Raw genomic sequence first — 12,216 nt, forward strand, 5'->3', positions numbered from 1 at the left:
TCGCGGCGGTGTTTTTTGGTTTCCCGACGTCCTGTCAAGAGCTTGCTGCCCCATGACGGTGCCCGGCGAACACGGAACCGACCCTCCCACGCCGGCGAATTGGGGACGTCAGATGCCCTTTGCAGGGCGACCCGACAAGACCCCGAACCCGTCGATGAGGGCTTCGGTTCCCGCTAGATTGTTGATCTCTCGGTTGATTTCAACGACCTGCGCCAAAGCGAAATCGTCGTCGCCGCGCGCCAGGGCATCCTCGGCGGCCTTGAGTTCCTTATTTAGGGAAATGGCGCGGTGCTGCAAGTGGAGCGCCTGACGCACCGCCTCGCGCGCGTCTTCCAGCGCCGCCTCGGGCAGGACCGGCCACAGGCGCACGAGGCGCAGGCCCTCCTCGAGGCGCGCGAAGATCTCCCCCATGCCGCGCCGGCCGAGCTCGGCCAGGATGTCGTCGCGCGAATGCGGCTGCTCGTCGGCATAGACGTCCACCACCGCCGAGCGGACGCGCTCGAGCTCGCGGTCCGTCAGCTCAAGGTCGGCGAAATAATCGAAGGCCTCGCGCAGCAGCGCGGGATGGTTCACGAAGCCGACGACGATCGAGGCCTCGCGCTGGTAGGCCTGCGAGGTGTGGGCGGCGCCTACCATCTTGGTGCGCGTCAGACGGTCCGAGCCGCGCTGCATGCCCGCGCTGCCCGCCGGGTTGCGCGAGAAGGCGGGCCGACCGCCCTCGCCGCCGCCGCCCCGGCGCGCGCCCTTGTCGCCGCGCGGCCCGCGCTCGCCGCGGCCGTAGCTCTGGGTCGCCTTCCCCACGCCGAAGAAGGCCGACAGGCGCTCCTCGGCGTCCTGCAGGTAGTGACGGCGCAGGGATTCGTCGCCGATCTGGCGCAGCGTGGTCTTCAGGCGCTGCTCCAGCTCGGCGCGCCGCTCGGGCGTGTCGAATCCGCCGCCGCCCGCCTCGCGCATCCAGATCAGGTCGGCGAGCGGACGGGCGCGCTCCAGAACGGCGCGCATGGCCTCCGCCCCGCCCGATCGGATCAGGTCGTCGGGGTCCTTGCCCTCGGGCAGGAGCGCGAAGCGCAGCGAGCGCCCGGGCTTCAGGTGCGGAAGCGCGAGGTCGGCGGCGCGGTTGGCCGCCTTGATGCCGGCCCCGTCCCCGTCGAAGCAGAGGATCGGCTCGGGCACGGTGCGCCAGAGAAGCTCCAGCTGGTTCTGGGTCAGCGCCGTGCCGAGCGGGGCGACCGCGTTCTCGACGCCCGCCTGGTGGAGGGCGATGACGTCCATGTAGCCTTCCGCCACGACCAGCGTGTTGGAAGCCTTCGAGGCGCGCCGGGCCTGGGCCAGGTTGTAGAGGACGTTGCCCTTGTGGAAGAGCTCGGTCTCGGGCGAGTTGAGGTACTTGGCGGGCGCATCGGACGACAGCGCCCGGCCGCCGAAGGCGATCGGCGTCTCTCGACCGTCGAGGATCGGAAACATCACGCGGTCGCGGAAGCGGTCGTAGCTGACGGCGATCCCTTCCCCGTGCACGACCAGCCCGGCGCCCTCGATCTCGGCCTTGCCGATGCCGCGATCGGCCAGGAACTGCTTCAGGCGGTTGCGGGAGTCGGGCGCATAGCCGAGCCCGAAGGTTTTCTGCGTGACGGGATGGAGCCCCCGGTCACGCAGGTAGCTCCTCGCCTTCGCGCCGTCGGCCTCCTGCAGCGTCTGGCGGAAGAACTCGGCCGCAAGACGCACGGCATCGGCGAGCGTCGCGCGCTCCCGGTCCCGCCGCTCGGCATCGGCGTCGCGCGCGGGCATCGGCACGCCCGCCTCGCCCGCCAGCCGCTCCACGGCCTCGGGAAAGCTCATGCCCTCCAGCTCCACCAGGAAGCGGAAGTGGTCGCCCGATACGCCGCAGCCGAAGCAGTGGTAGCGGCCCTTGGCGTCCTCGCAGTGGAACGAGGGCGACTTCTCGCCATGGAAGGGGCAGCAGGCCCACCAGTCGCCGCGCGAGGGCTGCGTCTTGCGCCGGTCCCACGTCACACGGCGCCCGATGACGTCCGAGATCGGGACGCGGGCGCGGATCTCGTCGAGAAAGGCGGGAGAGAAGCGCATGGAGATCATATCGTCCCGAGCGCAGCCGATTGCCAGTTTCGCAGGCGTCCAAGTCCCGTTATCCACGCCTGTCCACAGGCTCCGCGAACCAGCGGCCGGGGCGGGACGACGCATCGGGTCGGCCTCGATGCTTTGACCTGCCGCCCGAGCCGGCCTATCGAGGCCTCGCCCGTCATGCCCTGGAGGAGGACCCGCCGATGGACCAGCCCGCCGTTCCCGCCGAACTCCTCGAGATCCGTCGCTCGATCGACAACATCGACGCGGCCATGGTGCACCTCCTCGCCGAGCGCTTCCGCTGCACCAAGCGCGTCGGGCAGCTCAAGGCGACGCACAGGCTGCCGCCGGCCGACCCGGCGCGCGAGGCCCGGCAGGTCGAGCGCCTGCGCAAGCTGGCGAGCGACGCCGAGCTCGATCCCGACTTCGCCGAGAAGTACCTCGCCTTCGTGATCCGCGAGGTGATCCGCTACCACGAGGCCGCCGCGCGCGAGGCGACGGGGTAGGCTGCACACGAGCCATGCGGCGGGTGGGGGTTGCGCTCCCGCGCGCCAGCGGCGATAGGAACGCTCCGAAAGCGACAACGCCGCCTCGTCCGAGATGCCGGCCCATGCCCCGTCGCGTTTTGGAGTTGCCCCATGAGCGAGCCCTGGACCCCGCGTCGCCCGACCGCCCTCCTCGTCCTGGCGGATGGCACGATCATCGAGGGCGACGGCATCGGCGCGGAAGGTTCGGCGGTCGGCGAGGTCTGCTTCAACACCTCGCTCACCGGCTACCAGGAGATCCTGACGGACCCCTCCTACGCCCGGCAGATCGTCACCTTCACCTTCCCCCACATCGGAAACGTCGGCGCCAACGACGAGGACGTGGAAGACCTCGTGCCGGAGAACTCGGTCGGGGCGGTGGGCGCGGTGTTCCGCGCCGAGGTCTCGGCTCCCTCCAACTACCGCTCGGCGGGCGGCCTCGACGCCTGGCTGAAGAGCCGCGGCGTCGTCGCGATCTCGGGCGTCGACACGCGGGCGCTGACCGCCCTCATCCGCGAGAACGGCATGCCGAACGCCGTGATCGCGCACGCGCCGGACGGCGTGTTCGACCGCGATGCGCTGCTCGCGCAGGCGCGCGGCTGGTCGGGTCTCGTCGGCCTGGATCTGGCCAAGGACGCGGCCTCCTCGCGCACCGAGGTCTGGACGGAGGGTCCCTGGAACTGGGACCGGGGCTACGGCGCCCACGAGAATCCGAACTATACGATCGTCGCGATCGACTACGGCACGAAGCGCAACATCCTGCGCCTCATGTCGGGGCACGGCGCGCGCGTCGTGATCGTGCCGCCCGACGCCACGGCGGCCGAGATCATGGCCCACAAGCCCGACGGCATCTTCCTGTCGAACGGGCCGGGCGACCCGGCCGCGACCGCCGAATACGCAGCGCCCGTGATCGCGGAGCTCGCGCGCACCGGCACGCCGATCTTCGGCATCTGCCTCGGCCACCAGCTGCTGGCGCTCGCGCTCGGCGGGCGCACCGTGAAGATGCATCAGGGCCATCACGGCGCGAACCATCCGGTCAAGGACTTCACCACCGGCAAGGTCGAGATCGTCTCGATGAACCACGGCTTCGCGGTGGACCCCGCCTCGCTGCCCTCGAGCGTCGAGCAGACGCATGTCTCGCTCTTCGACGGCACGAACTGCGGATTGCGCGTCGCCGGCCAGCCGGTCTTCTCGGTGCAGCACCATCCGGAGGCGTCGCCGGGACCGCAGGACTCGCACTACCTGTTCCAGCGGTTCTTCGACCTCATCGACGAGCACCGGGCCACCCGATCGGCGGCCTGAGGGAGGGGGCGCGCAATGCGCCCTTTCCCACTGCTGCCCCCTCGCCTATAAGCCGCTTCTAGCCTGACGATCAGACCCTGCCCGACCTCGTCCGCCCCTCCCGGCGGCCGGGGCCTTCGGCGCAACAGCCACAACGGACCCGCCCCATGCCCAGACGCGACGACATCAAATCCATCCTGATCGTCGGCGCCGGCCCCATCATCATCGGGCAGGCCTGCGAGTTCGACTATTCCGGCACGCAGGCCTGCAAGGCGCTGCGGGCGGAGGGCTACCGGATCATCCTGGTCAACTCGAACCCGGCGACGATCATGACCGATCCGGACCTGGCGGATGCGACCTATATCGAGCCGATCACCCCGGACGTGGTGGCCAAGATCATCGCCAAGGAGCGTCCCGACGCGATCCTGCCGACCATGGGCGGCCAGACGGCGCTGAACACGGCGCTTTCGCTGAAGCGCATGGGCGTTCTCGACAAGTACGGCGTCGAGATGATCGGGGCCGACGCCACCGCCATCGACAAGGCCGAGGACCGCGCCCTGTTCCGCGAGGCCATGGCCAAGATCGGGCTGGAAACGCCGAAGAGCTTCCTCGCCAACGCCACCGAGGCCAAGGGCGCCGACCGCCTTCAGCACGAGGAGCGCCGCGCCGCCGCGATCCGGGAAACGGAAGCCGGCGACGAGCGCGAGGCCGCCCTGGCGAAGCTCGAGACCGAGTGGAACAACGGCGAGACCGACCGCAAGCAGCGCTACATGGCGCGCGCCATGGGCGCGGCGGCGGAAGCCCTGGAGCATGTTGGGCTGCCCGCCATCATCCGCCCCTCCTTCACCATGGGCGGCACGGGCGGCGGCATCGCCTACAATCGCTCGGAGTTCTTCGAGATCGTGGAGGGCGGCCTCGACGCCTCGCCGACGACCGAGGTGCTGATCGAGGAGTCGGTGCTCGGCTGGAAGGAGTACGAGATGGAAGTCGTCCGCGATCGCGCGGACAACTGCATCATCGTCTGCTCGATCGAGAACGTCGATCCGATGGGCGTCCACACCGGTGACTCGATCACCGTCGCCCCGGCCCTGACGCTGACCGACAAAGAGTATCAGGTCATGCGCAACGCCTCGATCGCGGTCTTGCGCGAGATCGGCGTCGAGACCGGCGGCTCCAACGTCCAGTTCGCGGTGAACCCCGAGAACGGTCGCCTCGTCGTGATCGAGATGAACCCGCGCGTGTCGCGCTCCTCCGCGCTCGCCTCCAAGGCGACCGGCTTCCCGATCGCCAAGATCGCGGCCAAGCTCGCCGTCGGCTACACGCTGGACGAGCTCCAGAACGACATCACCGGCGGCGCGACGCCGGCCTCGTTCGAGCCGACCATCGACTACGTCGTCACCAAGATCCCGCGCTTCGCCTTCGAGAAGTTCCCGGGCGCCTCGCCGGTGCTGACCACGGCCATGAAGTCGGTGGGCGAGGTCATGGCGATCGGGCGCACCTTCGAGGAGTCGCTGCAGAAGGCGCTGCGGGGACTGGAGACCGGCCTCGACGGACTGGACGAGATCACGATCCCGGGCCTCGGCGAGGGCGACGACAAGAACGCGATCCGCGCGGCGCTGGGCACGCCCACGCCCGATCGCCTGCGCATGGTCGCCCAGGCCCTGCGCGAGGGCGCGACCAAGGAGGCCGTCCACCGCGCCTGCAAGATCGACCCCTGGTTCATCGACCGCTTCCAGGCGATCGTGGACCTCGAGCGCCGCGTGCAGGAGCACGGCCTGCCGCAGGATAGCGACAACCTCCTGTTCCTGAAGTCGGCCGGCTTCTCCGACGCCCGCCTCGCCAAGCTTTCCGGCCAGTCCGAGGCCGAGGTGAAGGCGCTGCGCGAGCGCCTTGGCGTCCACCCCGTTTTCAAGCGCATCGACACCTGCGCCGCCGAGTTCCGCTCGCCCACCCCCTACATGTACTCGACCTACGAACGGCCCTTCGCAGGACAGGTGCGCTCCGAAGCCGATGTGTCGGACGCCCGGAAGGTCGTGATCCTCGGCGGCGGCCCGAACCGCATCGGACAGGGCATCGAGTTCGACTACTGCTGCTGCCACGCCGCCTTTGCGCTGCGCGACGCGGGGCTCGAGGCCATCATGGTCAACTGCAACCCCGAGACCGTCTCGACGGACTACGACACGTCGGACCGCCTGTACTTCGAGCCGCTGACCGCCGAGGACGTGCTGGAGATCCTGCGTGTCGAGAAGGCTCAAGGCACGCTGCACGGCGTGATCGTGCAGTTCGGCGGCCAGACGCCGCTGAAGCTGGCGGAAGCCCTGGAGGGGGCCGGCATCCCGATCCTGGGCACCTCGCCGGACGCGATCGACCTCGCCGAGGACCGCGACCGCTTCCAGCGGCTGCTGCACGACCTGTCGCTGCGCCAGCCCGAGAACGGCATCGCCCGCTCGGTCGAGGAGGCGCGCGTCATCGTCGAGCGCATCGGCTATCCCGTCGTGATCCGCCCCTCCTACGTGCTCGGCGGTCGCGCCATGGAGATCGTGCGCGGCGACACGCAGTTCGAGCGCTACATGCGCGAGGCCGTGGTGGTGTCCGGCAAGTCGCCGGTCCTGATCGACTCGTATCTCAGCCAGGCGATCGAGGTCGACGTCGACTGCCTGTGCGACGGTCGCGACACGTTCATCGCCGGCATCATGGAGCATATCGAGGAGGCCGGCATCCATTCCGGCGACTCGGCCTGTTCCCTCCCCGTGCATTCCCTCTCCTCCTCCATCGTGGCGGAGCTGGAGCGCCAGACGCGCGAGATGGCACTCGCTCTCAAGGTCGGCGGCCTGATGAACGTCCAGTTCGCCATCAAGGACGAGGAGATCTACGTCCTCGAGGTGAACCCGCGCGCCTCGCGCACCGTGCCCTTCGTCGCGAAGACCGTCGGCTCGCCGATCGCCAAGGTCGCCGCACGCATCATGGCGGGCGAGACGCTGGAGGCGGCGTTCGCGGCCTATGGCGGCAAGCCGGACGTCAAGAACCTCAAGCACATCGCGGTCAAGGAAGCCGTCTTCCCCTTCGCGCGCTTCCCCGGCGTCGACACGCTGCTCGGCCCCGAAATGCGCTCCACCGGCGAGGTCATGGGCCTCGACCGGGACTTCGCGGTGGCCTTCGCCAAGTCGCAGCTCGGCGCCTCGGTGGACCTGCCGCGCGACGGCACCCTCTTCGTCTCGGTGCGCGACGACGACAAGCAGGAGATGCTGCCGACCGCCCGCCGCATGGCGGAGCTCGGTTTCCGCATCTCCGCGACCGAGGGCACGCAGCGCTTCCTCGCCGAGAACGGCGTGCCGGCCGAAAAGGTCAACAAGGTGCTGGAAGGGCGTCCCCACATCGAGGATGCGATCCGCAACCGGCAGGTCCAGGTCGTGCTCAACACGACGGAAGGGGCCAAGGCGCTGTCGGACTCGCGTTCGCTGCGCCGCGCCGCGCTGATGCACAAGGTGCCCTATTACACGACGCTGGCGGGCATGGAGGCGGCTGCGGAAGCGATCGCCGCGCTGCGGGCCGGCAACCTTGAAGTGCGGCCGCTTCAGTCTTACTTTCTCTGACGCTTGATCCCGCGAGGGGCGGCTCCGTTCCGGGGCCGCAAGGGCTCTCCTGCAAAAGGTTGCCCGCAAGAATCACCGGCTGGTTCCCGCCTCAGAACGGGGACCGGTCTTCTTTCGCGTCGGCGGGCCGCCGGCGCCGCGCTTCCGGCTCCGGCCGGGGCCGCAAGTCGAAGAGGTAACGGGCATGGACAAGGTGCCGATGACGAGCGCTGGCTTCGAGTCCCTCAAGGAGGAACTGCGCCGCCGTCAGCAGGAGGAGCGCCCGCGGATCGTCGAGGCCATCTCCGAGGCCCGCGCCCATGGCGATCTGTCGGAGAATGCCGAGTACCACTCCGCCAAGGAGGCCCAGAGCCTCAACGAGGGCCGCATCGCCGAGCTCGAGGACCTGACGGCGCGCGCCGAGGTGATCGACGTGGCCAAGCTCTCGGGCGACAAGGTGAAGTTCGGCGCGACCGTCAAGCTGGTCGACGAGGACACGGAAGAGGAGAAGGTCTACCAGATCGTCGGCGACCAGGAAGCCGACGTGAAGAAGGGCCGCATCTCCATCTCCTCGCCCATCGCGCGCGCCCTGATCGGCAAGGGCGAAGGCGACACGGTCGAGGTCGCGGCCCCCGGCGGCGCCCGTTCCTACGAGATCCTGGAGCTGCGCTGGGCCTGATCCCGCGCCGCCCTCGTCCGATCTGATCCGGAGCGAGGGCGAAAAGCGCAGAGCATGGGATCGAACTCCCCGAGGCGATTGCCCGGGGTCAGATCCCATGCCCGTCGCGGCCGCCGAACACGTCGCCTGATCCCTTGATGACCGTTTCCGACCCGCACGTCGTCACGCCCAACTTCAAGCGGCGACTGTCCGGCGTCACCTCCACCATCGTCCAGCTCGTGCCCGAACACGCGCGGCGTCTGCGCGTCGCAGCGCTCGGGCCGGGCCTGCCGGCGCATCTGCCGAGGCTCGACTGGCGCGGTCTCCTGCGCCTCGCGCGCGCCCCGGCCGATCGTCCCTTCCGCATCTGGCACGCGCGGCGCAACGTCGAGATGCTGCCGGGCATCTTCTTGCGCGATGTCCTTCGCTGGCCGATCCGGCTCGTCTTCACCTCCGCCTCGCAGCGCCGCCACACGCGCTACACGCGCTGGCTGATCGGCCGGATGGACGCCGTGATCGCGACCTCGGCCAAGACCGGCGCCTATCTCACGGTTCCCCATGCGGTGGTCACGCACGGCATCGACCAGTCGCGCTTCCGGCCCGCGCCCGAGGGCCGCGCGGAGCGGCGCAGGGCGCTCGGCCTTGCTCCCGACCTGCGAACCGCCGGTTGCTTCGGGCGCGTGCGCCACCAGAAGGGCACCGATCTCTTCGTGGACGCCATGATCCGCCTCCTGCCGGACCATCCCGGCTGGCAGGCGGTGATCGCCGGCCGCGCCACCGCAGAGCACGAGGGGTTCGAGCGCGAGCTGAAGGCTCGCGTGGCGGCCGCGGGGCTCGAGAGGCGCATCCGCTTCGTCGGCGAACACCGCGACATCGAACGGTGGTACGGGGCGCTCGACCTCTTCGTCGCGCCCCAGCGCTGGGAGGGCTTCGGCCTGACGCCGCTGGAGGCCATGAGCTGCGGCGTGCCCGTGGTGGCGGCCGATGCGGGCGTCTTCGCCGAGGTCGTTCCCGAAAGCGCCGGCCGCATCGTGCCGCCGGGCGACCTCGACGCCATGACGGCGGCGATCCGATCCTTCCTCGCCGACGAGGCCGCGCTCGCGCGGGCCGGCGCGGTGGCGCTGGAAACGGCGCTGCGCGACTTCCCGCTGGAGCGTGAGGCGCTTCAGATCGAGGCGGTCTACGAGGCGCTCTGGTCGGGAAAGTCGGCCGCGACCACGGGCGTTCGCCGGTAGGTCGAGGGGCCGAGCCGCGCCAGATGGTGGCCGAGGAGCCGCGCCTGCGCCGCGATGCGACGCGCGAGGAAGGGCAGGTTGGCGCGGGCGACGGGCAGACGCGCGCGCGGCTGGTGGATCATGGTCGCGCCGTCCACTCCCGCGCTCCGGCCCGTCAGCCGGGCGAAGAGATGCGCCTGGATCGCGAGCGCCGGCTCGGCCTGAAAGAGTTGGAGGTTCGGGCAGGTGAAGAGGAAGGCGTCGGCCGGCGCCGCGCCCCGCCGCTCCAGCGAGGCAAGCAGCCGCCGCGCGCCCGCCGGACACAGGAGGTAGGCGGCCGAGCCTGACTTGTCGCGATGCGTGCGCCGGACCGAGAGCCCCTCTCCCACCGGAACGCGGCGGCGCGACACGAAGCGCCGGCGGCCGAAGCTTTCGATGTTCACCATCTCCGCCTCGACCTGCGGAAGCGCGCGCAGCGCCTCGGGCAGGCGGCGCGAGAGCACCGCGTCGTCCTCCAGCACCAGGACCGGTCCGGCGCCCGCTGCCACCTCGCGCCAAATCGCGGCGTGCGACAGGAGGCAGCCGAGCTCGGGGCCGCTCAAGGGCCGCTCCCAGCGCCGGTTGATGCGACGCTCCAGATCCGGCGCGATGTCGGCCGTCTCCACCGCCCGCCGCCGCTCGAAGGCAAGGCCGAGGCCGGCGAGCTGCCGCGCCATGAAATCGAGGCGCGCCGTGGCGCGGTCGAGGTTGATGACGCGGATCGGGATCGACTCCATGCGCGTCGCTCTAGGCCGCCGGCGGGCGGCGCGTCCAGTGCGCCGCCCGTTGCGCCTACCGGATGCCCAGCCCGTCGTGCCGGTTGAGGCGTCGGTAGAGCCCGTCCTCGCGCGCCATCAGCTCCGCGTGGCTGCCGTCCTCGGCGATCCGCCCCCGGTCGAAGACGAGGATGCGGTCGAGTTCGCGCACCGTGGACAGGCGATGCGCGATGACGAGGCTGGTGCGCCCGCGCATCAAGCGCTCCATCGCCAGCTGGATCAGGCGCTCGGACTCCGAATCCAGCGCCGAGGTCGCCTCGTCGAGCACGAGGATCGGCGCGTCCGCCAGGAAGGCTCTGGCCAGCGCCACCCGCTGCCGCTCGCCGCCCGACAGCTTGACGCCCCGCTCGCCCACCATCGTGTCGTAGCCGGCGGGAAGCTGCTCGATGAAGCGGTCGGCGCTGGCAAGGCGAGCCGCGCGCTCGATCTCCTCTCGTGTGGCGTCGGGCCGGGCATAGGCGATGTTGTCGCGAAGCGTGCGGTGGAAGAGCACCGATTCCTGCGGCACGATCGCGATCTGGCGGCGCAGCGAGCCTTGGGCGACCATCGAGACGTCCTGTCCGTCGATCAGGATGCGCCCGCCGTTCACGTCGTGGAGCCGCTGGATCAGCTTCACGAAGGTCGTCTTGCCCGAGCCCGACGGCCCCACCAGCCCGACGCGCTGCCCGCCGGGGATCGCGACCGTGAAGTCCTCGTAGAGCGGCGTGTCGTGGCCGCCGTAGTGGAACCGCACCGCCTCGAAGCGGATCGCACCTTCCCGCACGACGAGCGGCTGTGCCCCTTCGGCGTCGCGGATGCCGGGCGTGCCACGCTCGAGATCCACCAGCTCCTCCATCTCGTTGACGGAGCGCTGGAGGTTGTTCACGTGCATGCCGATGTCGCGAAGGTAGCCGTGCACCACGAAGTAGGTGGTGAGGAGATAGGCGACGTCGCCGGCCGACGCCGCGCCGGTCCGCCAGAGGTGGAGGGCCGCCAGCGCGATCGCGACGCGGATCGCCCACAGGACCGCGACCTGCGCGGTGCCCGCCCAGGTATGCCGCATCCAGGTGCGCGCGGTCTGCCGGCGCCAGTCGCCGAGCGCGTCCGACAGGCGCTCCTCCTCGCGCGTCTCCGCGCCGAAGGCCTTCACCACTGCGTTGCAGCCGAGCGCGTCGGCGAGCACGCCGCCGACCCGCGTGTCGAGCTTGTTGGACAGGCGCGAGGCCGGCGCGACGTAGGCCACCGACAGCCAGACGGTCGCGAGCACGTAGAGAACCGCGCCGAGCCCCATGACGAGGCCCATCAGCGGCCACTGCGCGGCGAGAAGCGCGACCGTGCCGACGAGCACCACGACCGAGGGCAGAAGCGCCAGCAGGAGCACATCGTGCAGGAGGTCGAGCGACCACATGCCCCGCGTGATCTGGCGCACCGTCGAGCCCGAGAAGCTGCCGGCATGCCAGTCCGAGGAGAAGTGCTGGACGCGCGCGAAGGTGCGCCCGCCGACGCGGCTCATGATGCGCAGCGTCATCGGCACGACGCTCGCCCAGGCGAGATGCCGGAAGGCCACGAACAGGAGCCCGAGCACCGCCATGGCGCCGAGCGCCTCCAGCGCCCGGACCAGCGCGTCCGGCCGCGCGCCGTCCGTCGTCAGCGCGTCCACGAGGCGCCCCGCGAAGAAGGGAATGAAGACGTCGGCGAGCGTCGCGAGCGTGATCGCGCCCGCCACCATGGCGACGCGCGGCTTTTCGGAACGCCAGTTGCGGACGGTATAGGCGAGGACGCGACGGATCGCGCCCACGCGATCGGTCTCGATGGTCTGAACGGTCATGAGGCCAAGAACGGCGCCGTGCGGGGCGACCGTCTCCCATAGCGACGCGAGGACCCATCACAGGTCGTTCGGCCGGAAACGCAGGAACGGGTGCGGAGCCTTACGAAAGAGGCCGCGACACCGGGGAGATCGAGGGCGGGCGGCTAGCGCCGAACGGTCGATCGCGGGCCCTTCGGGTACCCCGTGCCGGCCGCGGAGCGCAGCACGGACGGGTGGCGAAGGGCACCGGCGGGGGTGGAGATATGATCCGTCACGTCAGTCCCTCCCCG

The 12,216-nt window shown here is 70.4% G+C and carries 8 protein-coding genes; 5 read left to right on the forward strand and 3 right to left on the reverse strand.

Features of this window, described 5'->3' with window-relative positions; translation table 11 throughout:
• Positions 1-108: 108 nt before the first annotated feature.
• A complete protein-coding gene (dnaG, locus tag AUL35_RS06180; protein WP_156417867.1) occupies positions 109-2,082 on the reverse strand; it encodes a DNA primase in 1,974 nt (657 codons plus the stop codon).
• Positions 2,083-2,279: 197 nt separating this feature from the next.
• Between dnaG and AUL35_RS06185 the strand changes: the two genes are divergently transcribed.
• The 5 genes from AUL35_RS06185 to AUL35_RS06205 all read left to right on the forward strand — a co-directional run bounded on the left by AUL35_RS06185 (position 2,280) and on the right by AUL35_RS06205 (position 9,346).
• On the forward strand, positions 2,280-2,582 hold the full coding sequence (locus AUL35_RS06185; RefSeq protein WP_062013110.1) for a chorismate mutase: 303 nt from the start codon (positions 2,280-2,282) through the stop codon (positions 2,580-2,582).
• 132 nt (positions 2,583-2,714) lie between these two features.
• The gene (gene carA, locus AUL35_RS06190; protein ID WP_062013112.1) at positions 2,715-3,902 is read left to right on the forward strand and encodes a glutamine-hydrolyzing carbamoyl-phosphate synthase small subunit; all 1,188 of its coding nucleotides are present in this window, start codon (positions 2,715-2,717) and stop codon (positions 3,900-3,902) included.
• A gap of 146 nt (positions 3,903-4,048) precedes the next feature.
• On the forward strand, positions 4,049-7,474 hold the full coding sequence (gene carB / locus AUL35_RS06195) for a carbamoyl-phosphate synthase large subunit (protein ID WP_062013114.1): 3,426 nt from the start codon (positions 4,049-4,051) through the stop codon (positions 7,472-7,474).
• A gap of 184 nt (positions 7,475-7,658) precedes the next feature.
• The gene (gene greA, locus AUL35_RS06200; protein ID WP_062013116.1) at positions 7,659-8,132 is read left to right on the forward strand and encodes a transcription elongation factor GreA; all 474 of its coding nucleotides are present in this window, start codon (positions 7,659-7,661) and stop codon (positions 8,130-8,132) included.
• Positions 8,133-8,266: 134 nt separating this feature from the next.
• The gene (locus AUL35_RS06205; RefSeq protein WP_062013117.1) at positions 8,267-9,346 is read left to right on the forward strand and encodes a glycosyltransferase family 4 protein; all 1,080 of its coding nucleotides are present in this window, start codon (positions 8,267-8,269) and stop codon (positions 9,344-9,346) included.
• Here AUL35_RS06205 and AUL35_RS06210 read toward each other — a convergent pair.
• Positions 9,292-10,101: a glycosyltransferase family 25 protein gene (locus AUL35_RS06210; RefSeq protein WP_062013119.1), complete on the reverse strand. Its 810-nt coding sequence runs from the start codon at positions 10,099-10,101 to the stop codon at positions 9,292-9,294. The two genes, AUL35_RS06205 and AUL35_RS06210, sit on opposite strands and share 55 nt — an antisense overlap.
• Positions 10,102-10,156: 55 nt before the next feature.
• Entirely contained in the window at positions 10,157-11,947 is a 1,791-nt protein-coding gene (locus AUL35_RS06215) for an ABC transporter ATP-binding protein (RefSeq protein WP_062013121.1), read from the reverse strand.
• Between the last annotated feature and the right edge of the window lie 269 nt (positions 11,948-12,216).

The organism is Aureimonas sp. AU4, assembly GCF_001463765.1.
Lineage (GTDB): Bacteria > Pseudomonadota > Alphaproteobacteria > Rhizobiales > Rhizobiaceae > Aureimonas.